This is a genomic window from Devosia sp. WQ 349K1 (genome assembly GCF_016595685.1).
Lineage (GTDB): Bacteria > Pseudomonadota > Alphaproteobacteria > Rhizobiales > Devosiaceae > Devosia.
Genome location: NZ_JAENGO010000004.1, coordinates 270354 through 292936 on the forward strand (window position 1 = coordinate 270354; position 22583 = coordinate 292936).

Below are 22583 nucleotides of genomic sequence, written 5' to 3' on the forward strand. Positions count from 1 at the left end.
TCACCAGCCCAATAAAAAACAAGGCCCGCATGTTTATGCGGGCCTTGTCAAGCAATTCTTGCTGGGAAGCGTATTAGCCCTGACGGGCCTTGAAGCGCTTGTCCACCTTGTTAATGATGTAAACCCGGCCGCGACGGCGGACGAGTTTATTCGCGCGATGGCGCGTCATCAACGCCTTGAGCGAGTTGCGGATCTTCATCTTGGTATCCTCGGTCAAACAAAAGAGGCGCCTAGGCGCCCGGAAACTTGCCCCTTCATAGGGAATACGTCGGAGCCTGTCAACGCGGCAGACGCGCAGAAATCCTAAACTCTAGACTCTTGCCTATTCTGGCCCTGTCCTGTGGAAATCCCGAGCAATTACAGGCCATCAGGCGTGGATTTCGCGCCATTTTGCGCAATCTGGACCCTGTGCGCGGCGTCAACAAGACATCAATTACAAAGGAGCGGGGGCGAGTCTGAGACTCACCCCCGCTCCTTTTAAGCCTGCCGGACGCTTTACGCTGCCGACTGCGCAGCCTTGCGGAGACGACGCCGCTCTTCACGCCGCTCCATCTCTACAACCGGATCGGGAACCGGCACGGCCGCGATCAGCTTCTTGGTGTAGGCATGCTGTGGATCTTCCACCACCTGCGCCACGTCGCCAATTTCCACCACTTCCCCGAGATAGAGCACCATCACGCGCTGCGCTATGTGCCGAACCACGGCGATGTCGTGGGAGATGAAGAGCATGGAGATGCCCAGCTCTTTCTGGAGGTCCATGAGAAGGTTGATCACCTGCGCCCGGATCGACACGTCGAGCGCTGATACCGCCTCGTCACACACCACCAGCTTGGGGTTGGTGATCAAGGCGCGCGCAATGCCGATACGCTGACATTGCCCGCCCGAGAACTCGTGCGGGTATTTGTTGATCATCGAGCCCTGCAGCCCAACCTTCTCCATCATATGGATCACGCGTGCTGTGCGCTCGGCCTTGGTCACACGCGGCTCATGGGTCTGCAGCGGCTCGGCGATGATCGCCCCTGCCGTCATGCGCGGGTTCAGCGACGCCAGTGGGTCCTGAAACACCATCTGAATGTCCTTGCGCAGAGCCAGAAGCTCGTTGCTGGTCATGGTCTGGATGTCTTTACCCAAATAGTGCGATGTGCCCCCGGTTGCCTGCACCAGCCGCGACACGGCTCGCGCGAGCGTCGACTTTCCAGAACCCGACTCGCCGACAATGCCCAGTGTCTCGCCCGCATAGAGGTCGAACGAGACATTCTTGACCGCATGCAGGACGCGTTTCTTGCCGAAGAGCGTGCTTGGCGGAAGACTAAAGTCCACGCTGATATCGCGGACTTTCAGAATTGGTTCGCGGTCACTCATGCTTGGCGCGCCCCTGTCATGAAGTCATAGGAGACGGTGGAAAGACGCTCGACTCGCTTGTCCAAGCGCGGCAATGCCGCCAACAGGCCCTTGGTATAGGGATGCTCGGGACTGGCAAAAATATCGGCGGTCTTGCGATATTCCATCACCTTACCCCCAAACATCACCAGCGTGTCCTCACACGTGCCAGCGACAATCCCAAGATCATGGGTAATCAGGATGATCGAAGTCCCGAAATCCTCTTGCAGATCCACGAGAAGATCGATGATCTCGGCCTGAACTGTCACGTCGAGCGCGGTCGTTGGCTCGTCAGCGATGAGCAATTCCGGGCTACACAGCAGCGACATTGCGATCATCACGCGCTGACGCATGCCGCCCGAGAACTCATGCGGATACAGATGAATGCGATTCTTCGCATCGGTAATCCGCACCGCCTCAAGCAGACGCACGCTTTCCGCGAGCGCCGCACTATAGCTCATTCCCTTGTGGAGCTGCAGAACCTCGGTCATCTGCCGCGAGATGCGCAGATAAGGGTTCAGCGACGTCATCGGGTCCTGGAAGATGATACCAATACGCTTGGCGCGATATTCGTTGAGCTGCTTGCGGGGGAGATTGAGAATCTCCTTGCCATCAAACTTCACCGAACCAGAGGCATGACCATTTTTGGGCAATAGACCCATTATGGCGAAAGCGCCCTGCGTTTTACCAGATCCCGACTCGCCAACGATGGCCAGTGTTTTGCCCTTCTCGAGCGTATAGGACAGGTCCCGCACGCCCTCGATGATGCCATCGGGGGTTTCGAACTCGACCTTGAGGTTTTTGACTTCTAGTAGTGCCATGGTCAGCCTCCTATCGGTCCTTGGGGTCGAGCGCGTCACGCAGACCGTCGCCGATATAGGTGAGACAGAACAGCAGCGTGATCAGCACAGCGGCTGGCGCAAGCATCAACCACGGCATCACTTCGGCAACTGGCGCACCAGCCGAGATCAGCGTACCGAGCGAGGTTTGCGGTTCCTGCACACCCAGACCGAGATAGGAGAGGAAGCTCTCCGCGATAATGATTTCTGGAATGGTCAGCGTCGCATAGATCACCACCGGACCGGTCAGGTTCGGTACGATGTGACGCATGATGATGGTGAAAGGCTTGACCCCACCAGCGCGCGCGGCCTCGACAAACTCTTTCTCCTTAATGGAGAGCGTTTGCCCACGCACAATACGCGCCATGGTGAGCCATTCGATCGCACCAATGCCGATAAACAGCAGCACCGGGTTACGACCGAACATCACCACCAAAATGATGACGAAGAGGATGTAAGGCAGCGCATACATAATATCGACAAAGCGCATCATGATGGCGTCAACGCGCCCACCATAATAGCCGGCGACGGCTCCGTAGACGACACCGATGGTTACCGAAACCAGCGTCGCAACAAAGGCCACGACCAAGCTCATCTGCGTGCCTTGCAGCACACGAGCGAGCATGTCGCGCCCGTTCTGGTCTGTGCCGAGATAGTGGCCAGCGTCAAAATCAGGCGGCTTGCGAATATTGCTCCAGTCGACCTGGGAATAGCCCCATGGCACGAGATACGGCCCGATGAAGGCGACGAGGATAATTGTTACGAGAATGAAGATGGAGATCACCGCCATCTTATTCTTTTTCAAGCGATTGAACGCGTCCTGCCCCAGCGAGCGACCCTTTGGCGCTTCGGTGGCCAGCTTTTCAGCATAGGCGGTGAGAACGTGGTCTTTACCGGTAAAACCAGCCATCAGCGGTACCTCACCCTTGGGTCAAGCCAAGCGTAGACGAGGTCCACGAGCAGATTGAGCGCGAGAATAATGAACATGTAGAGGATGGTGGTCCCCAGAACGACGCCATAGTCGCGGTTAAGCGCGGCTGTGACGAAATATTTGCCGATACCCGGCAGGCCGAACACCTGCTCAACGGCGAGAGAGCCAGTGAGGAGATATGAAAGGCCAGGTCCAAGATAGGACACGACGGGCAGCAGTGCCGGCTTGATCGCATGGCGCATCAGCACCAGACGTTCGCCAAGACCTTTCGCACGCGCCGTGCGGACATAATTTGTACCGAGCGTTTCGATCATCGAGCCGCGCATCAGGCGCGAGATACGCCCAGCGTGCGGCCAAGCCAAAACGGTGACAGGCAGAACCAAGTGGGCCCAAGAGCCGCTGACCCAACCGCCCGCAGGCACCCATTTCAGATAAACGCCGAACCAGAGCTGGAGCAGGGCCGCCATCAGGAAGTTCGGAATCAGCACGCCGATCATGACGCCCAGCACCAACACATAGTCGGGCCACTTGTTCTGATAAGCGGCAGCGACCATGCCCGCGATCATGCCGACAATCGTCGCGATCACAAAGGCCGACAAAGCCATGGTGAGGGTGAAGGGAAAGCCGATCGAGATGAGTTCGCTAACGTTGAACCCGTCGATCACCATCGATGGGCCAAGGTCGCCCTGCAGCAAACGCCACACGTAGAGGAAATACTGAACGATCAACGGCTGATCGAGATTGTAGTGCGCTCTGAGATTGGCGAGCACTGTTGGCGGGAGCGCGCGCTCACCGTCGAACGGACCACCGGGAGCTAGGCGGAGAATGAAGAAGCAGGCGGTCACAGCGATCAAAGCGATAGGGATCGCCGACAAGACACGCCGAAAGGCATATGCCAGCATTTATAGCGAACTCCTTGGCCGAAGAGGCGAAGCACCTCTCCCGGACAAAAGCGCCGTGGGGGCCTTTTGGCCCCCACGGTCTCAAAAAACTTAACTTCGGTTACTAGGACTTAGACAGCCAGCGGGTACGGAAGATGTTCTTCGGATTTGCTTCAAAGCCCGAAATCTTTGGCGAGACGACGTCCTTAGACACGTACCAGTAGATCGGGATTGCAGCGAACTCATCCATGGCGATCTTTTCAGCTGCAGCGAGCAGTTCGCCACGCTTTACCAGATCAAGTTCGGTCGAAGCCTGGACCATCAGCGCATTGAACTCGTCGTTCGAATAGCGACCGTAGTTATTGCCCCAGTTGATCGTACCGGCCTGATCAACGCCGTCCTTGAGAAGGTCGAGCGTGTTGGATGGATCGTTGTAGTCGAGCAGCCAGCCAGCGCGGCCAACCTGGAAATCGCCTGCGCGCAGAGCGTCGTAGTGCACTGCGGTTTCAGCGTTGAACAGCTCGATCTTAACACCCAGCGGTTCCCACATGGCAGCAAGTGCCACAGCGATACGCTGGTGGTTGTCGTTGGTGTTGTAACGCAGCTGCAGGGTCAGAGGCTTGTCTGGGCCGTAACCGGCTTCAGTCATCAGTGCCTTGGCCTTTTCGACGCGCTCTTCATATGGCGTGTCAGCCCAAGCTGGATGGTAAGCATTTTCAACATAGTTGGAAGTGCCCGGTGGGACCCAACCATAGGCTGGCAGCTCGCCCGTACCCAGAATATCTGGCCCGATCACGTCGCGAACGACGGTGGTCGAGAGCGCTTCACGGATGCGAACGTCGGAAAGAACTTCGCCTTCTTCCTGGTTCAGCACGTAGTAATAGATGCCCAGGAATGGCGTGACGTGTGCCTGGCCAGGCATGTTGTCCTGCAGCCACTGATACTGGTCAGATGGGAAGTCGGTCAGAATGTCGAATTCGCCAGCGCGGTAGCGGTTGAGCGCTGCAGCCTGATCTTCCAGAACGTGGTAGAAGACTTCGTCGATCTTCACGTTGGAAGCGTCGTAATAGTCAGCGTTCTTTTCAGAGCGAACATACGAACCTGGCAGCCATTCCTTGATCAGGTATGGGCCGTTGCCGATGATGTTTTCGACCTTAGTCCAATCGTCGCCAACCTTCTCAACCAAGTGCTTTGGCACTGGGTAAGCGGTGTAGTGCGTCAGCGCTTCAAGGAAGAATGGGGTCGAAGCTTCCAGCGTGATTTCGAGCGTCTTGTCGTCGATTGCCTTGACGCCAAGTTCGTTCAAATCGGCGATTGTGCCCGAGTTGATCTTTTCAGCGTTCTTGATCGGGAACTGCAGATACGCGTAGTCGGCAGCAGTCTTTGGATCAAACAAGCGCTGGAATGCGAACACGAAGTCGCCAGCGGTCACTGGGGTACCGTCCGACCAAGCAATACCGTCACGCAGGTGGAAGGTATAGACCGTGCCGTCTTCCGAAATATCCCAGGACTCGGCCTGGCCCGGAATAGCTTCAGCGCTTGGGCTTTCGGTGAGCAGACCTTCGATGTAGTCGCCGATAACGCGGTTTTCCCAGTCGCCCGACGCCTTATGCGGGTCCAGAGTTCCCGGATCACCACCGTTGTGCAACTGCAGTGTCACAGCAGAAGCTGCCGTGCTCATCAACAACGCCATAACGCCGGCGGTCGCGACTGCCTTAAAAGCTGTCGTGAACTTCATATGGTCCCATCTCCTATAATTATCCCTTGGGGGAAGTTGTTCATTGCCCAACTTCAACTCAGCTTGGCAGTTCCTTTGCCAAGATCATTGGACGGTATCGTGCAAATCCGTCTACTGACAAGTGAAACTTGCCAGAACTCAAAACAACTATGAAATATCTGTTCATACGAACAGTTAGGCTTGAACTATGTGGTGCCACAACAGCCTGATTTCGCGCGGTAAACAGGTTTGTGAATACAAAGCGGGCGCACCCTCATAAATCAAGGCGCGCCCGCTATTGTCCAGCATGTCTAAGCGGACATCACATTTGAAAAAGATAGATCACTACAGCCACAGCAAGGAGCACGGCGAAAGGTAACCAACTCGGCCAAGTCTGTTTAGGCTTGGGCGCTTTTGGTTCTGGCTTCTTCTCAGGGCGACGGAATTTTACAACGTTATCACTCATGCCGCTCCCTCTACCAGAGCAGTCACGCCCATGCCACCGGCAGTGCACACCGAGATCAAGGCTTTCTTACCGGCCTGCCCCGAAACCAGCTTTGCCGTCAGTCCCAGAATGCGCGCCCCCGTCGCTGCAAATGGGTGCCCATAGGCAAGACTCGAGCCCTTCACATTGATCTTTGCCCGATCAATCGGGCCAAGAACGTCATTACGGCCAAGGACTGTCCGGCAATATTCGGGATCATTCCAAGCTTTAAGCGTACACAAGACCTGCGCTGCGAACGCCTCATGAAGCTCGAAGTAATCGATATCGGCAAAGCTCAGGCCCGACCGATCGAGCATGTCGCTTGCCGCAATGGTGGGTGCCATCAACAGCCCTTCGCCATGGGCGAAATCATTTCCCGCCACCCGGCCTGTGGTGAGGTAAGCAAGAATTGGCAGACCCCGCGCTTTCGCCCACTCTTCACTCGCCAAGAGCACGCTGGCCGCGCCATCTGTGAGCGGGGTCGAATTGCCCGCGGTCAGCGTGCCGTAGCCCGAAGTTTTGTCAAAGGCCGGTTTGAGCGTCGCCATTTTTTCAAGATTGGCGTCGGCCCGCACATTATTGTCCCGCACAAGGCCCGCATGCTGCACCACGAGATCGTCGTGGAAGCCCTCTTCATAGGCAGCGCTGGCGTTGCGATGGCTAGCGACAGCCAGCGCATCTTGATCGGCCCGCGCAATGTTCCATTCGCGCGCCATGAGCTCGCAATGTTGACCCATCGATAGGCCCGTGCGCGGTTCATTGACCGAGGGCGCAACCGGCGTCAGTTCGCCAAAAGAAAACCCTTTGAGCGCCTTGAACTTGTCGCCCGGAGTTTTCCCAGCATTCACATTGAGAAGGCGATGCTGAAACTTCGGCCCGAAAACAATTGGACTGTCTGACACGCAGTCTGAGCCCGCCGCGATACCGCTGTCGATTTGACCCGAAGCAATCTTACCGGCCAGAACCAGTGCCGCCTGCAAGCTGGTTCCGCAGGCAATCTGCATGGTCGTTCCCGGCGTGCGCGGCGACAGCCCGGCGTCGAGCAAGGCCTCTCGCGCGATATTGAAATCGCGCGAATGATTGATCACTGCCCCGGCGATAACTTCATCAATCTTTTCGCCTTTAAGCCCGTATTTGTCAGAAAGCCCGCGCAGCGTCCCCGCCAACATCGAGAGGTTGCTTTCCTCGACATATGCCGTACCGCCGCGTGCAAACGGGATGCGGGCCGAACCGACAATGGCAACGCGTTTCACTTCAGTCATTGTCTTCCCCCTCACGCCCGGCCGTCTGCACGGGCCTTCATCGGCCCACCCAGAAATGGCGCAAAACCCGTGCCGAAAATCACACCGATATCGGCCAGCTCAGGCGAGGCCACCACGCCTTCACGGACCACAACTTCGGTCATATCAACCAGTGGCTTGACCAGCTCGCGGCCCAGCCCGACGAGATCGGGATGCTCTGGCGCTGCATCCTTGACGGCCTTGCCGTCCTTCCACGAATAGAAGCCCTCGCCGGTCTTGCGCCCGAGCTTGCCTTGCGCAATCAGCTTGGCAAAAATGCTGTTTTCCGGCACCGCATGCCCGAGCTCAGTCGCAACTGACTTGCCCACATCCAGCCCAACCGTATCCATCAACTCGATCGGCCCCATCGGCATGCCAAAGGCAACTGCTGCCGCGTCGAGCAATTCCTTGCTTTCGCCCGCTTCAACGCGCTCCACGGCGCCCAGCATGTAAGGCATGAGCACACGGTTCACGAGGAAGCCCGGTGCAGACTTCACCACCACTGGCGATTTGCCGATAGCGAGCGCAAAAGCTGCGCCCTTACCAATGGCTACATCGTCGTTAAAGGTTGAGCGGATCACCTCAACCAATGGCAGTTGCGCCACTGGATTAAAGAAGTGCAAGCCGATCAAGCGGCTGGGGTCCTTAAGCGCTTCCGCGATGCGTTCAAGCTCAATCGACGAAGTGTTCGTCGCGAGGATCGCACCCGGCTTCAACTTGCCTTCGACGCCAGAGAAAATGCTCTGCTTGACCTCAAGCTTTTCCACTACCGCCTCGATGATAACATCGGCGCGCGGCACCCCTGTGCCATGCGGATCAGGCGTGAGGCGCAGCATCGCCGCATCAACCTCGTGTTTTTTCTTATAGCGTTTTTTAAAGAGCTTCTTGGCTCGATCCAGCGCCGGCTGAATGCGCTCTAAATCGAGATCCTGAAGCGTCACACTCATCCCGCGATAAGCGCACCACGCGGCAATATCGCCACCCATGACGCCTGCCCCGATGACGTGAACACGCGCAAATTTCGCGCCCTTCAGCCCCTGCTTTTTAAGCTTTTCAGAGAGAAAGAACACACGACGCAAATTGCTAGCAGTCGGGCCACCCATCAGTGGGGTGATAGCCTCGATTTCGCCGCGTGCCATCGCGCGCCAATCATTGCCATGCTCCTCGAACAAATCAATGAGAGCATAGGGAGCCGGATAATTCGCTTTTGGCGCCTTTTTGGCCGCCTGCTCGCGCATTTTATTAGCAATGAAGCCGCGAACACCGGGCAGAGCCATCGCCTTTTTATACGGCGGGGCTTGCTCGGATTTGCGCTTTTGCAGCACAGCCTTGCGGCCTTCCCAGGCCAGCATATCGCGATGCCGCACCAGCTTATCGACAAGGTTGAGACCACGCGCCGCCCCGGCGCGTAGCATCTTGCCCGTGAGCATGATCTGCATAGCATCAACCGGCCCGGCCTGACGGATAGAGCGTCCCGTCCCGCCAAACCCGGGGAAAATCCCAAGGTTGACCTCAGGGAAGCCAATACGAGTTTTCTCGTCATTGACGGCAATACGGTAGTGGCAGGCCAGTGCTAGCTCTAGCCCCCCGCCCAAGCAGAACCCATGAATACCGGCCACAACCGGAATCTTTAAGCTCTCCAAGCGCTGGAAGATGGTGTGGGTGCGACGCAGCGCGTCGGGCAGAACCGAGAAGTCACTCAGACTATCAAACTCGGCGACATCGGCGCCCGCGATAAAACCGCTGTCTTTGCCGGAGAGCAGAACAACGCCGATCAACTCGCCGGTCGTCTGCATCTCCTCAAAATGGGCAACCAGTGCTTCCAATTCCATCAGCGCCGCACGGCTCAGCGTGTTGACCGGCGCGTCTGGAGTATTGATCGTTAGCCAACCAATCTTTTCGAGATCGATAGTGAAATTCCAGAACTTGGTCTCTGCGATTGCAGTAGCCATTCTTTCCTCCGATCCCTATTCCGCCGCCGACCGTGGCGCGGTCTTATCCAACACGGTCATCGCAAAATCATCAACCTGCACGGCGCGCTCGGTGGCCTCATCAGCCGCCCGCATGATGCCCGCCTCATTGTCGTTGAGCACGCCAGCGGCTACCGCGTCAGCAATCGCGTCACGATCAAGACGACGCTCGATAACACCCTTACGCGATGCCTTGATGAAGCGCGTTTCGATCTCTTCGGCGTCGACGACCTTCTTGAACGCATCCTCCAACACCCCGGTCACATCGTCAGGATCATTGGAGATATAGACACCCGTCGTCAGGCGATCGCGGAACCCACCCGGCACCAACACAGCCTTAGCCAGGCGATAGTTGGCCCTGTCGGACGCGCGCTTTGCGTAGCGGCCAAAGGGGAAGCAGAGGATGCGCATCGCCCAGGCAAAGACGGGGTTCGGGAAATTGTCGAACACCTCGCCGAAGGTTTTTTCGATATTGGCAATGCGGTCGGCAATGATGCTGTCGACCAGTGCCTTATCTTCCTCAATGCGCGCTTCCTCGTCAAAACGCTTGAGCGTTGCCGACATCAGATAAAGCTCGCCCAACAGGTCAGCCATGCGGCCCGAGATCTTCTGCTTCTGCTTGAGCGAACCTCCGAGCACCACTGTGGTCCAATCCGCCACCAGCGCAAAGGCCTGCGAGTAGCGGTGCAGCTTGCGATAATGCCCCGCCATCGGCCCTTCATTGGGAGACGAAGCGAAAGCGCCATTGCTCATCCCGTGCAGGAAACTCGCCACAATATTGCGCAGCATAAATTTGGTGTGCCCACCAAAAGCGAGATCGAACGCGTTAAGGCCCGCCTTGCGGTCCTTGTTCTGAACCGCCTGAATTTCTTTGAGCAAATAAGGGTGCGCCCGCAGCACCCCCTGCGCAAAGGTCATCAGCGTACGGGTGAGAATATTGGCCCCTTCCACGGTGATCGCCACCGGGATCGCCATATACCCGCCAAACAGATAGTTCTTCGGACCATCCTGAATGGCGCGCCCGCCTTGAATATCGAAGGCCTCGTCCATGCTGTCGCGCATGGCTTCCGTTGTCGTATATTTAAGCAGCCCCGCGATAACCGCCGGACGCTGCCCCTCGTCAACCATTGACGCCGTCAGCCGCCGCGCTGCTTCATACATATAGGCGCGCTTGACCATCTCCCCGAGAGGCTCCGCCACGCCTTCCATGATCCCAACGGGGATGCCGAACTGGCGACGAATACGCGCATAGGCGGAAGTGGTGCGCAGGGTTTGTTTGATCGACGTCGTGCCGATCGCAGGCAGTGAAATCGCGCGGCCTGTGGAGAGACACTCCATCAGCATGCGCCAGCCCTGACCGGCATAATCCACACCACCGATCAGATAATCGAGCGGCACGAACATGTCCTTGCCCCGCACCGGACCATTCATAAAGGCCTGGCGCGATGGGAAGTGACGACGACCAATATCAAGGCCCGGATGGTCGCGCGGAACCAGAGCCAACGTGATGCCAACGTCAACACCACGGCCGAGCAGATTGTCCGGATCTTTGAGAAGAAACGCCAAACCAACCAGCGTCGCCACTGGGGCAAGCGTAATATAGCGCTTGTCGAACGACAGCTTGACCCCAAGCACTTCCTCGCCATTCCACATGCCCTTGGTCACAACACCAATATCGCGCATGCCGCCGGCGTCAGACCCGGAGTGAATACCCGTCAGTGCAAAGCACGGCACATCCTGACCGGTCGCCAGACGATGGAGATATTTTTCCTTTTGTGCCGGCGTGCCGTATTTCTCCAGCAACTCACCCGGTCCGAGCGAGTTTGGCACCATCACGGTGATCCCCGCCGCCACCGAGCGGCTGGCAATCTTGGACACAATCATCGATTGGGCCTGCGCCGAAAACCCAAGGCCCCCGTGTTCCTTGGCAATCAACATGCCCAGAAATCCCTTGTCGCGCAGGAACTGCCACAACTCAGGCGACAGGTCCGCGCGGTTATGGCGAATATCCCAATCGTCGAGCATCTGGCACGCCTGTTCGGTCGGGCCATCCAAAAAGGCTTGCTCTTCAGCCGATAAGGTCAGCGGGCGGATCTGGGTCAGCTTGTCCCAGTTCGGACGCCCGGAAAAGAGCTCGGCATCCCAACCGACAGTACCCGCGTCCAGCGCTTCCTGCTCAGTGCGGCTCACCTTGGGAAGAATGGACTTCACAGCGCCATAAACGGGCGTCGTCAGCACCGCGAGACGCAGTGGCTTTATCGCCAGCAGCAACAGCAGCGCGCCGAAAACAAGCAGCAGCCAGCTCCCGAAGCCCAGAGCATAATTGGCCCCGTCCGCTGTAAAATGGAAACCGGAGGCAAGGCCGATGACCACCACTGCCGCTCCCCATTGCCAAAGCGCACTTTCACGCACGGCCAAAGCGGCAAAAACGATCAAACTGATCACGATCAGCAACAGGGTCATGCCCCTATCCTCCACAAGCGCGCCACGCCCGAAGGCTTGGATCGCCACTGTCTCCTCGCCCGCGAATACTCGCCGCGGCTACTCCTCAGCGCGCACCCAAGGCCTATTCAGAACTCAAGCGCGACGCCCACTTAATTTACTCAAGTTTACGTATACGTCAACTTACACACCAATAGGTTCATCGCCAGTGGTAACGCAAACCTTGATTTGGTGCTCTGAGCAGCCACAAGCGCTCAATTGACGCTAACGTAAACCCGTGGAATAGTTTCCAATACGTGTTGGAAAAATCGACCAAAGAGCCGAACACAAAGTTCATTCAACACGCGAGGGGGACCAGCTGCTCCGCGCAGCGCAGTACTATTGGAGGAATTTCTCTTGGACACTTCTTTGGATACCTCTAAGCAGTCGCGCCCATGGCTCCACAGCTATCCTGAAACGATTGCCTGGGACGCAGCGATCGACACGACTCCAGTCCATGAGCAAATCCTCGCCACTTGCGCGCGCGAACCCAATCGTCTGGCTCTCGACTTCCTCGGCGGAAAAACTAGTTTTGCCTCACTTGCCGAGCAAATCCGCGCCTTTGCCGGTGCGCTGCAAAAAGAATTTGGGGTAACGAAGGGCACGCGTGTGGCGCTCATGCTGCCCAACACCCCGTTCTACCCCATCGCCTATTACGGCACGCTATTGGCTGGTGGTACGGTGGTGAATTGCAACCCACTCTACACCATCCCTGAGCTGACGCACATCACCCGCAATGCGGGTGCCGACATCATGGTGACGCTCAACCTCGCCAATATCTGCGAAAAGGGCCAAGCCCTTGTCGAAGCGGGTCACATCAAAAAGCTGATTGTCGCGCACTTCCCCAATGCGCTGCCGCTGGTCAAGAAAATCTTGTTCAGTGTTGTGAAGGCCAAAGAGCTGACCAAAATTCCGCGCAGCAACGAGGGCGCGGCGCTGTTCTCTTTCGAGGCGCTTCTGGCGAAACGCCACACGCCGACACCGGTACAGATCAATGGCAGTGATATCGCGGTGCAGCAATACACCGGCGGCACCACTGGCATTCCCAAGGGCGCCCTCCTCACGCACGCCAATATTTCCGCCAACGCCGACCAGGCGCGCCTGTGGTTTTCTCCAGTGTTCAAGACTGGCAACAAGGCCGTGGCGGTACTGCCCTTCTTCCATATCTTTGCCATGACGACCTGTCTCAACATGCCGCTCATTTGCGGCATGTCGGTGTTTATGATGCCGCGTTTTGAGCCCAAGGGCTTCTTGGCACTGCTCAAACGCGCCAAGCCCGATTTGATGCCCGCCGTGCCGACCCTCATCGCAGCCTTGGTCAACAATTCTAGCTTCACTCGCGAAAACCTCGCCAGCCTCGAGCTCATTGTCTCCGGCGGCGCACCATTGCCAAATGAGTTGCGCGGTCTGTTTGCGCAAAAATCCAGCGGCCGCCTCGTTGAAGGCTATGGCCTCACTGAAGCCTCGCCGGTCGTCTGCTGCGGCCCCTTCTCGGGCGTCAACAAGCCCATGTCCATTGGCCTGCCGCTCCCGGCCACTGACGTTCGCTTCGTCAATATCGACACCAAACAAGTTGTCGGTCTCGGCGAAGATGGCGAGTTGCAGCTCAAGGGCCCGCAGGTCATGGCCGGTTATTTCAACAATGATGAAGCCAATGCCGATGTGTTCATGGATGGCTGGCTGCGCACCGGCGACGTCGGTCACATGGACGAAGACGGCTATGTCTTCCTTGTTGACCGCATCAAAGATCTCATCATTTGCTCAGGCTTTAACGTCTACCCACGCACCATCGAAGAAGCGCTCGCGACGCACGAAGCCGTCGAAGAGGTTAACGTCATTGGTGTTCCTGACGAATACCGCGGCGAAGCCCCGGTCGCCTTCATCAAATTGCGCGAAGGCATGTCCACGGACGGCCCCGCGCTAAAGACCTTCTTGGCCGAGAAAATCAACAAACTCGAGATGCCAAAAGAGTTTATCTTTAAAGACAGTTTGCCTAAGACCTTGATCGGAAAGCTCTCCAAGAAAGAGCTCCGTGAAGAATACACACAGCGGAAAGCGCAAAAGTGACCGAAGAGGCCAGCGAGACAAAAGATCTCTTCGCCATTGCCGACCTTGCCAAAGAGTTCGGCATTTCAACGCGTGCAATCCGCTTTTATGAAACCAAGGGCCTACTCAATCCGGAGCGCGTTGGTGCAACCCGCGTCTTTCGGCGTCGCGACCGCGCCAGATTGATCCTGATTTTGCGCGGCAAACGCCTCGGCTTTTCGCTGCGCGATATTTCCGATTACCTCAGCCTTTATGACGCCAACCGCAGTCAACAGGTGAACCTGCTCGCCGAGAAAGTCGATGAGCGCATTGCCCTGTTGGAGCGTCAGCGCGATGACCTCGAGACGACGATCCGCGAGCTGCGTGAGATCAAAAACCTGGCGCAAGATCGGCTGGTCAAAACCTAACGCTTCTTTTTATTCGCCCCGATTAGAAAATCCGGCTTCTTGGGTTTCACCCAATTCTTGGGCGGCTCTCGAACAGGCTGATCCGTGCCCAGCCCGATCTGGCCCGGTGGTGCGCGCCCAACAATGCCATCAGCTTCCCCCTTGAGGCGCGCAATTTCATCGCGCAGGGCTGCGGCTTTCTCAAAATCGAAATCGGCCGCCGCTGCGTCCATTTCCTTTTCGAGCGCTTGTAAGCGCTGCAAATTTGTTCGCGATGACATTTTTACTCCCTCGGTTCGGTCTTCGTCCCGCTCACAAGAATGCGTCCATATCTTCAAGCTTATTCGCCTCTTGCGCAGGCTTGTCCCATCGAATGCGGCTGATGCGCGGAAAGCGTAGGGCCACGCCAGATTTGTGTCGTGTCGAGCGTTGCGCACTGTCAAACGCCACCTCAAACACAAGCTCTTTTTTGACCTCACGCACAGGCCCAAACGCCGCCGTCGTATTGGCGCGGATCCACTTATCGAGCTGTTTCAACTCTTCATCGGTGAAACCAAAGTAGGCTTTTCCGATTGGCACAATCTCATTGCCCTTCCACACGCCAAATGTGTAGTCGGAGTAATAGGAGCTCCGCTTGCCATGCCCGCGCTGGGCATACATCAGCACAGCATCGACCACATTAGGGTCGCGCTTCCACTTGAACCAATACCCCTTTGGCCGCCCCGGCACATAGGGCGAGCTTTTGAGTTTGATCATCACTCCTTCGTGCCCATGCTCATCTGCGCCCATGCGGCGGAGCTTGGCCAATTCCTCCCAATCGGCAAAGTCCAGAACCGGCGATAGATCAAGCCGCGTCTGCGGATTGCGCGCGAACCAAGCCTCAAGTCTTCCTCGTCGCTCCCGCCATGGGAGAGCCCGAATGTCTTCATCGCCATCAAACAGCATGTCGTAGACCCGCACAAAACCCGGCAGCTCCGCCATCTGCTTGCCGGTCGCCACCTTCCGGTTCAGCCGCTGCTGCAGATCGTTAAAACTTCCCGGCTCGAAATCCTTGCCGACCAGCAACTCCCCATCGAGCACCGCCCGCCCCCGAGCAGCCTCGACCACATCTGGAAAGCTTCCCGCGATATCGTCCCCTGTGCGGGAAAACAGCGAACTGCTGTCGCCACTCAGCACCAACTGAACTCTGATACCGTCCCATTTCCACTCAACCGAGTGGTCCTTGGGGTCGAGTTTTTCAAAATCGCTGAGCTCTATCGGCGTCGACAGCATCAACGGATGAAACCGCGCTGTGTGATCAATGTCGGGCCTCTCGGCCTTGCCCTCTAGCCACGCAAAGAGGTTGGCATAGGGTGGCTCGAGCCCATGCCAGACCTCCTCAATCTCTTGCAGCGGCACTCCGCTCATCTCCGCCAGCGCTGTCTTGGCCAGCCGCGCCGAAACGCCAATCCGCAGCGCCCCCGTCGCCAGCTTCACCAAAGCCCAGCGTTCATGGATCGCAGCATTGGTTAGCAGCTCCCCAATCACCTTGGGCAATTCGGCTTTGCTGGTCTGATTAAGAATATCGACCACCGCACTCACGCTCGGCAGCACACCGGTGCCGTGGTGTGGCCAGATCAGCGCAATGGTCTCTCCCAGATCGCCAACATAATCATAGGAGAGCGCAAAGAGGGTTTCATCAACCTCCGCAAGCACCGTCTGCCGCAGCAATTGCGGCTTCACATTGCGGATGTCCAATTCGCCGGTCAGAACTGCCAACGCCAGCCCCCGGTCCGGGTCGGGCACCTCAGCAAAATACTGTGCCAGTGCCGCAATCTTTCGCGTGCGCGAGGGTGTCAGTGCCAAGAGATCGAGCAGGTCCGCGAAACGCTTCATTCCCCGCCCTCCCCGCCGTCATCATCAAGGCCGGGCAGCGCCAGCGGCTCAGCCTCAAGCCCCTGCTTCTTGCACCAATAAACCAGCGCATCCTCGCGCCCATGCGTCACCCAAATGGTTGAAGCACCACTATCGTGGATGGATTGGTTCAGCTCGCCCCAATCGCAATGGTCAGAGATAATCAGCGGTAGTTCAACCAGGGCCTGTCGCGCCCGCTGTTTGACGCTCATCCAGCCGGAAGCCTGACACACCACCGGGTCGGGGAAGCGGCGACTCCACTTATCCCGAATGGCCGAGGGGGGCGCGATAACGATCTGCCCGGCCATTTCCGCTTTGGTCGTCCCCGTCGCCGGAATGAGGTTTCCAAGCGGTACGCCCAACTGCTCATAAAGCTCGCAAAGCCTAATCATTGCGCCATGCAAATAGATTGGCTTGTCCCAGCCCGCATCGCGCAGCAGCGCGATCACCCGCTGTGCTTTGCCCAATGCATATGACCCCACCAAATGGCAGCGCTCTGGCTGATCCTGCACCGACTTTAAGAGCCGCGCGATCTCGCTCTGCGGCTTGGGATGCTGAAACACAGGCAAGCCAAACGTCGCCTCGGTGACCATCAGATCACAGGCCACCGGCTCAAACGCTTCCGCTGTCCGATCCGGCAAACGTTTATAGTCCCCAGTGACCACCGCCCTTTGGCCTTGGGCTTCAATAAGAACCTGCGCGGAGCCCAAAATGTGCCCCGCCGGATATAGGCTCACCACCGCGTCGTTGATCGTAAGTTTTTCGCCAAAATCGAGCCCCTGGAACGTGTCCGCGCAATCCACGCCATACCGCACCTTCATAATCTCGATGGTTTTTGGCGTCGCCAACACCGCCCCATGCCCCGATCGCGCATGGTCGGCATGGCCATGGGTAATCACCGCACGCGGACGTGGCACGCTCGGATCAATCCAAGCGTCGATGGAAGGGACGTAAAGATCTCGGTTTAAGATATGACCCATAGTCCCCTAACGCTCGCCCGCGTGACAGGTTCAACCTCTTGCCTTGTCTTCGCGTTGGCCTAAAACCATACCGCAACACAAGGAGCCCGACATGCGTCGCAGCAAGCACCCACAAGGCACAGTCCATCGGCTGATCGTTGAGAGCAAGGCGCTCATTGGCAACCGTTTGGGTGATGACACCGCGCGCATTGTCGACGTCTACGTCCCGCACGGCCATGACGGCAAAGATCTACCGCTTCTGGTCGACCTTGTTGGCTACACGGCCGGAGGTCCTGCCCACACAGCCTGGAAAGCCTTCTCCGAAAACGTCCCAGAGCGCCTTGACCGCCTGATCGGCGAAGGCACGCTCGCCCCGGTCGTTGTTGCCTTCCCCGATTGTTACTCACGCCTCGGCGGCAACCAATATGTAAATTCGCCCGTCGTCGGCAATTACGAGGATTTCCTCATCGCTGAGATGCTCCCAGCGGTTGAGCAAAAATTCGGCTGCGGCGGCACCGGACGTCGTGGCGTTTTCGGAAAATCCTCAGGCGGCTTCGGCGCCCATATTCACGCCATGCGCCATCCCGATGTGTGGTCCGCTGCCGCAAGCCATTCTGGCGACGCCGGCTTTGACCTCCTCTATCTCGGCGAATTCCCCAACACGCTGCGCGCGCTCGCCAAGACCGAAAATTCCATTGAGCAGTGGCTCACCGCTTTTGAAAGCAAGGTGAAAATCGACGGCAAGGACACGCTGACGCTCATGATCCTTGCGCAAGCTGCAAGCTTTGACCCCGATCCAAGCGAGGAGACCTTCCTCGGTCTGCGTCTGCCCGTCACTTATGACACCTGCGATATCATCGAAGAACGCTGGGCCAATTGGCTCAAGTGGGACCCGGCCGAAATGGTCAAAACGCACGCGCAGGAAATATCGAAGCTCAAAGCCTTCTACTTCGATTGCGGCACCGAGGATCAGTACAACATCCTCTATGGCTCCCGCCGCATCCAGAAGCTCCTGAGCGAGCGTGGCATTGAGCACCGCTACGAGGAATTCCCCGACAACCACTCAGGCGTCGACTACCGCATGGACATTAGCCTGCCCTACCTCGTCGACGCCTTAAACAAATAGTCTAGGCCCTGCCCACCTTTCCGAACGCGAAGCCGTCTCCCTCCCCATTGCGGGGAGGGATTAAGGGCGGGGTAACGAGCCTCAAACCACCTTCTGGACCGTCAGCAGACCATCGCGCTCTGCATTGGCCGCCGTGATCGCAGCCTCGCCGCCGAGCACTACAATACGGCCCTTTTCGGCCACGGCTTCAACAGCCGCTGCCATGGCCTCAAAATCTGCCGCTGACGTTGCCAGAACTTCGTCTCGGCGCTGCTGACGCACCGCGTCCGTCGTGCCGTTCAGAATCCGCCACATCGCCGAATAGCCCTTCGCATCCGCAAACTCCGGACGATCCAGATCGCCGATCACCCCGATGATCGAGCGTGTCAAATCCTGCTCGCCAATGCCCGCGCGCAACGCCTTCGCCGCGCCGTCATAAGCCTCAAGCGTTTTGAGCAAGTTTGGATCGCGATAGGAGAGGAACGAGAAATTGCCGGACGACAGGTCAAACCGGCTCGACCCACCATAGGCCCCGCCCTGCACACGCACCTTATCCCAAAGGTAAGTGGTGTTGAGATGACGCAGAACGACCGACGCTGAAGCCGTCAACTCGATGCCCAGCGCCTTCAAATTTGCGCCCTTACCGACATAATTCACCTGTGCCGGAATGATGAGCCCTTCATGCGCCGCAAAACTTGTCTGCCGCCAGGTCGCGCGCTCAAATTTGCCGCCCGGCAGTTGGCTTACAAATTGGCTCAGCTCGCTTTTGGCGCGATCCAACAGGTCCGCGTCCGCGGTCAGGTTGATCACCATCGCCCCACGATTGAAGAGCTTTTCGCGAATGCTCACCAGCTCCGCTTCCACACTCGCCCAATCGCTATCGATGCGCTCAATCAGCACCTTGAGAAACTCGTGATAGCTGACCCCGCTCATCTGCTCGGCCACCCAGCTCGCCTCGGTCAGCGCCGCCTTGATACGGGTATCGACAATGCCATTGCCACCGGGCACCAGACGCGCCTCAAAGCCCGCCTTTTCTTCCAGCGCCATCTGGCGGAAACGTTCTTTGTTTGACAGGCGTGCGTCGAGCAGGACATCGCTCATAATGTCGAGCATATCGCCAAACTTATCAGCCACGGCCTTCCCAGAAAGGAAGAACCAGGCTGCCGTCTGCCCATCTTCAGAGCGCGTCGCCAATGCGCGATTCTGGGCAACGCCCCCTGTTGTTCTGCCGATGCGCTGCGTCAGCGAGACAAAATCTTCCTTGCTCGTCCCGGTCTGCAGCAATGCGCGGCCAAAGAGCGGCATATAGGGCAGCTGCTCACTGTCGAGCACAGTCACATCAAACCCGACATCGAGATACAAAATCCCGATGGTCGCAAGGTCATGATAAAAGAACCGCGCCGCATCAATCGCGCTTTCATCCGTCGGGATGGTGCGGATATCGCGTTCCAGATCATCGCGGCTCAGCGTCGGGATCTTTGCCAAGTCTTCGGGCTTGTCGACCGCCTCTTGCAGCGCCTTCAGCCGTTCTGTGCGCGCGACAACACTCTGGATCGCCTCATCGTCCAAACCGGCGCGAACAGCGGCAAGCTTGTCGACTTCTGCCTGCGCTTCGCGTGCGCCCTGCTCTGGATCAGCCTCAAGCGTCGAGGTCACCCGATGCGGGTTATCAAGGAAAAGACGCCGAATTTCATGCTTGAAATGCTCGCCCTTCGCCTTGGCCTTAACCGACGCTAGCGCCTCCTCAAAGGAAAGCTGGGCCAGCGGATCGCCACCATGCAGCCAGGGGCCCATAGCGGTGAACATGTAACTCATGCCACGGGGGGTAGAACCCGTATTGTTTTCGCGCAGGTTGAACTCGAACATATTGATCGCAGCATCAATCTGATCGTCCGAAAACCCTGTTTCGGCGAGGTCCCGCAAGGTATCAAGAATAAGCGCTTCGACCTTTTCGGCATTGGCTGGGTCAATTCCCTTGAGGCCCACGCCTGCCATTGGCTGGCGCAAATAGGTCGAAATACCACCGCCCAAAACACCTTCGCCAAGGCCAGATTCATTGAGCTTTTTGCGCAGCGGCGCAGCCGAATTGCCCGCGAGCAAATAGCTTAACATGCCGTGGCTCAGCGTTTCCTCACGCCCATCGGGCTCATCGAGCATCCAGTTGACGGACACCATCCCGTCACGACGCTTTTCGCTGTCGATCGTCCCCGCATAAGTGCCCGAAACCGCGCGCGGCGCATTCCACCGCGGCTGCAGCTTCACCTCCGCATCAACAGCGATACGGTCAAACTGGTCAAAATAGGCATCCAGAATGTCGAGGCGCTTTTCCGGCGCATCATCACCAGAGAACACCACACGTGCATTGGACGGGTGGTAATAGGTTTCGTGGAAGCGCTTAAACTGCGCATAGGTCAAATCAGGAATGACCTTAGGGTCGCCCCCCGAGCTTTTGCCATAAGTGGTGTCCGGATAGAGCGCGTTTTGGCTCTGGGTATGCATCACCGAGTCCGGCGACGAATAAACGCCCTTCATCTCATTGAAGACCACACCCTTATAAACCAGCGGTGCGTCAGCACTATCCAGCTCATAGTGCCAGCCTTCCTGCTCGAAAGTGTCTTCCGAAATGATCGGGAACAACACCGCGTCGAGATACACATCCACGAGGTTGTAAAAATCTTTGAGGTTCTGGCTCGCGACCGGATAAGCGGTCTTGTCCGGATAGGTCATGGCGTTGAGGAAGGTATGCATGGAGCCCTTGAGCAGCTCCACAAACGGCTTCTTCACCGGGTACTTTCGGCTCCCACACAGCACCGAATGCTCAAGAATATGAGCAATGCCAGTCGCGTCTTCTGGCGGGGTTTTGAAGGTAATGCCGAAGACCTTGTTTTCGTCGTCATTTATGAGGCTAAGCACCTCTGCGCCGGTTTTTTTATGCCGATAGAGCCGCGCCTGAGAATTGATCTCGGCAATAGCTTCATCACGAACCAGTTCGAACGCAGGATGGGACATAAATCACGCCTTCAGCAAATTTCTGACACTTAACCTAGGTGTCGCAACACTGATCCGCTAGAGGCACAAAGCACTCACTTGAAAAGTGTACACTTTTGGTGTACATCGGATATCTAACAATAGACGCCAGAACCATCCGCCTGTTCTCATGCTCCTACCGGTCTGGAGCTGAAATATGGAGTTCGAGTGGGACGAAAGGAAACGACTGGCCAATTTGGCAAAGCATGGCGTCGATTTCCGCCGCGTTTCAATGGTTTTCCTGCTGCTTCATATCGCAGAACGCGATGAGCGGGCAGATTACCAAGAACAGAGATGGCGGGCCGTCGGCCGCCTCGGCAGTGAGTACTTCGTCGTTGTCTATACGCTGCGCGGCGAGGTGATACGGATCATCTCCGCATGGAAAGGGGGCAGACGTGACCAAGCCCGATATCAGACGATATACGATTGAACAGATCAAAGAGTTCAACGAACGCGGCGATTACTATCACAATCCTGACGCCCCAGAAGGCCCCGAACTTGGCGATGAGTTCTGGAAAAACGCTGTATTGCGCGAACCACTGACCTCAAAATCAGTTCACCTCAAGCTTGACCCGGAAGTGTTTGAGTTCTTCAAACAGCAAGGCAAAGGTCACATAACGCGGATGCAGAATGTGCTCGCCGCTTATGTAAAAGCCCAAAAATCACGCTGAGAAAGTCGGACTATGCGTTTTTGTTTTGCGGTGTTTTCCGCGCTGATGGCTCTGCCTGCCTTTGCTCAAGACATGCCGGACCCAGCCTATCAAGACGATCGTTCGTCCCCCCAAGCTGTCGTGCAATCGCTTTATAACGCCATCAATCGCGAAGAATATCTGCGCGCCTGGTCCTACTATGGCGCCAACTCTCACGCTCAGTCGAACGACACTGCCGCGTCAGCAGATTACGAAGCCTTCAAGGCCGGTTACGAAGAGACAAAAGCCGTTACCCTCCTGACGGGCGAACCGACCGAAGAGGGGGCGGCGGGCTCGAGCTATTACTATCTGCCCGTCGCCATTGACGCCCAAAATCACGATGGCACGAGTGCGCAGTTCGCAGGCTGTTTCACACTCAAGCTCGCCCTGCCAACCAATCAGGACGCTCCTCCTTACGCTCCAATGCATATCGAAGAGGGTAAGCTGGAGGCGGTCGAGAGCAAGGCGCTCGACGCCGTGCTCCCCACCGATTGTACGCCTGAATAACCGTGGCG

19 protein-coding genes are annotated in these 22583 nt (G+C 57.2%); 6 read left to right on the forward strand and 13 right to left on the reverse strand.

What is annotated here, in order from left to right; genetic code table 11:
* Positions 1-73: 73 nt before the first annotated feature.
* From ykgO to JHL21_RS10245, 9 genes are all read right to left on the reverse strand, one after another.
* Complete coding sequence (gene ykgO / locus JHL21_RS10205) at positions 74-199, reverse strand: type B 50S ribosomal protein L36 (protein WP_046105532.1); 126 nt, start codon at positions 197-199, stop codon at positions 74-76.
* A gap of 296 nt (positions 200-495) precedes the next feature.
* Positions 496-1362 (reverse strand): ABC transporter ATP-binding protein, encoded by an 867-nt coding sequence (locus JHL21_RS10210; protein WP_182394376.1) that lies wholly within the window; start codon positions 1360-1362, stop codon positions 496-498.
* Entirely contained in the window at positions 1359-2201 is an 843-nt protein-coding gene (locus JHL21_RS10215) for an ATP-binding cassette domain-containing protein (protein ID WP_200213276.1), read from the reverse strand. Before JHL21_RS10215 ends, JHL21_RS10210 begins: the two co-directional genes overlap by 4 nt.
* 10 nt (positions 2202-2211) lie before the next feature.
* Positions 2212-3129 (reverse strand): ABC transporter permease, encoded by a 918-nt coding sequence (locus JHL21_RS10220; protein WP_169195299.1) that lies wholly within the window; start codon positions 3127-3129, stop codon positions 2212-2214.
* Positions 3129-4052, reverse strand: a complete 924-nt coding sequence (locus tag JHL21_RS10225; RefSeq protein WP_199531918.1) for an ABC transporter permease — start codon at positions 4050-4052, stop codon at positions 3129-3131. Before JHL21_RS10225 ends, JHL21_RS10220 begins: the two co-directional genes overlap by 1 nt.
* A 103-nt stretch (positions 4053-4155) precedes the next feature.
* On the reverse strand, positions 4156-5769 hold the full coding sequence (locus JHL21_RS10230) for a peptide ABC transporter substrate-binding protein (protein WP_254082004.1): 1614 nt from the start codon (positions 5767-5769) through the stop codon (positions 4156-4158).
* Between the two features lie 441 nt (positions 5770-6210).
* A complete protein-coding gene (locus JHL21_RS10235) occupies positions 6211-7494 on the reverse strand; it encodes an acetyl-CoA C-acetyltransferase (protein WP_200213277.1) in 1284 nt (427 codons plus the stop codon).
* A gap of 11 nt (positions 7495-7505) precedes the next feature.
* A complete protein-coding gene (locus JHL21_RS10240) occupies positions 7506-9464 on the reverse strand; it encodes a 3-hydroxyacyl-CoA dehydrogenase NAD-binding domain-containing protein (protein ID WP_200213278.1) in 1959 nt (652 codons plus the stop codon).
* Positions 9465-9479: 15 nt separating this feature from the next.
* Positions 9480-11945: an acyl-CoA dehydrogenase gene (locus tag JHL21_RS10245; RefSeq protein ID WP_200213280.1), complete on the reverse strand. Its 2466-nt coding sequence runs from the start codon at positions 11943-11945 to the stop codon at positions 9480-9482.
* 375 nt (positions 11946-12320) lie between these two features.
* Here JHL21_RS10245 and JHL21_RS10250 point away from each other — a divergent pair, with 375 nt between their 5' ends.
* Both JHL21_RS10250 and JHL21_RS17890 read left to right on the forward strand, forming a co-directional pair.
* Positions 12321-14030, forward strand: a complete 1710-nt coding sequence (locus JHL21_RS10250) for a long-chain fatty acid--CoA ligase (RefSeq protein ID WP_200213281.1) — start codon at positions 12321-12323, stop codon at positions 14028-14030.
* Positions 14027-14416 carry a MerR family DNA-binding protein gene (locus JHL21_RS17890; protein WP_169195292.1) on the forward strand — a complete coding sequence of 130 codons (390 nt, stop codon included), beginning with the start codon at positions 14027-14029 and terminating at the stop codon, positions 14414-14416. Before JHL21_RS10250 ends, JHL21_RS17890 begins: the two co-directional genes overlap by 4 nt.
* Here the strand turns inward: JHL21_RS17890 and JHL21_RS10260 are convergent.
* The 3 genes from JHL21_RS10260 to JHL21_RS10270 are packed head-to-tail and all read right to left on the reverse strand — an operon-like array spanning position 14413 to position 17268.
* A complete protein-coding gene (locus JHL21_RS10260; RefSeq protein WP_169195291.1) occupies positions 14413-14676 on the reverse strand; it encodes a UvrB/UvrC motif-containing protein in 264 nt (87 codons plus the stop codon). The two genes, JHL21_RS17890 and JHL21_RS10260, sit on opposite strands and share 4 nt — an antisense overlap.
* A gap of 31 nt (positions 14677-14707) precedes the next feature.
* The gene (locus JHL21_RS10265) at positions 14708-16270 is read right to left on the reverse strand and encodes a cisplatin damage response ATP-dependent DNA ligase (protein WP_200213282.1); all 1563 of its coding nucleotides are present in this window, start codon (positions 16268-16270) and stop codon (positions 14708-14710) included.
* Positions 16267-17268, reverse strand: coding sequence for a ligase-associated DNA damage response exonuclease (locus JHL21_RS10270; RefSeq protein ID WP_200213284.1), 1002 nt, complete (start codon positions 17266-17268; stop codon positions 16267-16269). The genes JHL21_RS10265 and JHL21_RS10270 overlap by 4 nt, the downstream gene beginning before the upstream one ends.
* A 91-nt stretch (positions 17269-17359) precedes the next feature.
* Between JHL21_RS10270 and JHL21_RS10275 the strand changes: the two genes are divergently transcribed.
* The gene (locus tag JHL21_RS10275) at positions 17360-18373 is read left to right on the forward strand and encodes an alpha/beta hydrolase family protein (protein WP_200213286.1); all 1014 of its coding nucleotides are present in this window, start codon (positions 17360-17362) and stop codon (positions 18371-18373) included.
* Between the two features lie 81 nt (positions 18374-18454).
* On the opposite strand, the gene JHL21_RS10280 is transcribed toward JHL21_RS10275, so the two are convergent.
* Positions 18455-21361: an insulinase family protein gene (locus tag JHL21_RS10280; RefSeq protein ID WP_200213287.1), complete on the reverse strand. Its 2907-nt coding sequence runs from the start codon at positions 21359-21361 to the stop codon at positions 18455-18457.
* Positions 21362-21536: 175 nt separating this feature from the next.
* On the opposite strand from JHL21_RS10280, the gene JHL21_RS10285 reads away from it, so the two are divergent.
* The 3 genes from JHL21_RS10285 to JHL21_RS10295 are packed head-to-tail and all read left to right on the forward strand — an operon-like array spanning position 21537 to position 22575.
* Positions 21537-21809: a BrnT family toxin gene (locus JHL21_RS10285; RefSeq protein ID WP_182394389.1), complete on the forward strand. Its 273-nt coding sequence runs from the start codon at positions 21537-21539 to the stop codon at positions 21807-21809.
* The gene (locus tag JHL21_RS17995) at positions 21775-22050 is read left to right on the forward strand and encodes a BrnA antitoxin family protein (RefSeq protein ID WP_200213289.1); all 276 of its coding nucleotides are present in this window, start codon (positions 21775-21777) and stop codon (positions 22048-22050) included. Before JHL21_RS10285 ends, JHL21_RS17995 begins: the two co-directional genes overlap by 35 nt.
* Before the next feature lie 12 nt (positions 22051-22062).
* A complete protein-coding gene (locus JHL21_RS10295; protein WP_200213290.1) occupies positions 22063-22575 on the forward strand; it encodes a hypothetical protein in 513 nt (170 codons plus the stop codon).
* Positions 22576-22583 lie beyond the last annotated feature (8 nt).

Excerpts from the sequence above, each read along its gene's own strand:
- ykgO (WP_046105532.1), bottom strand. The coding sequence starts at position 199 with ATGAAGATCCGCAACTCGCTCAAGGCGTTGATGACGCGCCATCGCGCG.
- JHL21_RS10210 (WP_182394376.1), bottom strand. The coding sequence starts at position 1,362 with ATGAGTGACCGCGAACCAATTCTGAAAGTCCGCGATATCAGCGTGGAC.
- JHL21_RS10215 (WP_200213276.1), bottom strand. The coding sequence starts at position 2,201 with ATGGCACTACTAGAAGTCAAAAACCTCAAGGTCGAGTTCGAAACCCCC.
- JHL21_RS10220 (WP_169195299.1), bottom strand. The coding sequence starts at position 3,129 with ATGGCTGGTTTTACCGGTAAAGACCACGTTCTCACCGCCTATGCTGAA.
- JHL21_RS10225 (WP_199531918.1), bottom strand. The coding sequence starts at position 4,052 with ATGCTGGCATATGCCTTTCGGCGTGTCTTGTCGGCGATCCCTATCGCT.
- JHL21_RS10230 (WP_254082004.1), bottom strand. The coding sequence starts at position 5,769 with ATGAAGTTCACGACAGCTTTTAAGGCAGTCGCGACCGCCGGCGTTATG.
- JHL21_RS10235 (WP_200213277.1), bottom strand. The coding sequence starts at position 7,494 with ATGACTGAAGTGAAACGCGTTGCCATTGTCGGTTCGGCCCGCATCCCG.
- JHL21_RS10240 (WP_200213278.1), bottom strand. The coding sequence starts at position 9,464 with ATGGCTACTGCAATCGCAGAGACCAAGTTCTGGAATTTCACTATCGAT.
- JHL21_RS10245 (WP_200213280.1), bottom strand. The coding sequence starts at position 11,945 with ATGACCCTGTTGCTGATCGTGATCAGTTTGATCGTTTTTGCCGCTTTG.
- JHL21_RS10260 (WP_169195291.1), bottom strand. The coding sequence starts at position 14,676 with ATGTCATCGCGAACAAATTTGCAGCGCTTACAAGCGCTCGAAAAGGAA.
- JHL21_RS10265 (WP_200213282.1), bottom strand. The coding sequence starts at position 16,270 with ATGAAGCGTTTCGCGGACCTGCTCGATCTCTTGGCACTGACACCCTCG.
- JHL21_RS10270 (WP_200213284.1), bottom strand. The coding sequence starts at position 17,268 with ATGGGTCATATCTTAAACCGAGATCTTTACGTCCCTTCCATCGACGCT.
- JHL21_RS10275 (WP_200213286.1), top strand. The coding sequence starts at position 17,360 with ATGCGTCGCAGCAAGCACCCACAAGGCACAGTCCATCGGCTGATCGTT.
- JHL21_RS10280 (WP_200213287.1), bottom strand. The coding sequence starts at position 21,361 with ATGTCCCATCCTGCGTTCGAACTGGTTCGTGATGAAGCTATTGCCGAG.
- JHL21_RS10285 (WP_182394389.1), top strand. The coding sequence starts at position 21,537 with ATGGAGTTCGAGTGGGACGAAAGGAAACGACTGGCCAATTTGGCAAAG.
- JHL21_RS10295 (WP_200213290.1), top strand. The coding sequence starts at position 22,063 with ATGCGTTTTTGTTTTGCGGTGTTTTCCGCGCTGATGGCTCTGCCTGCC.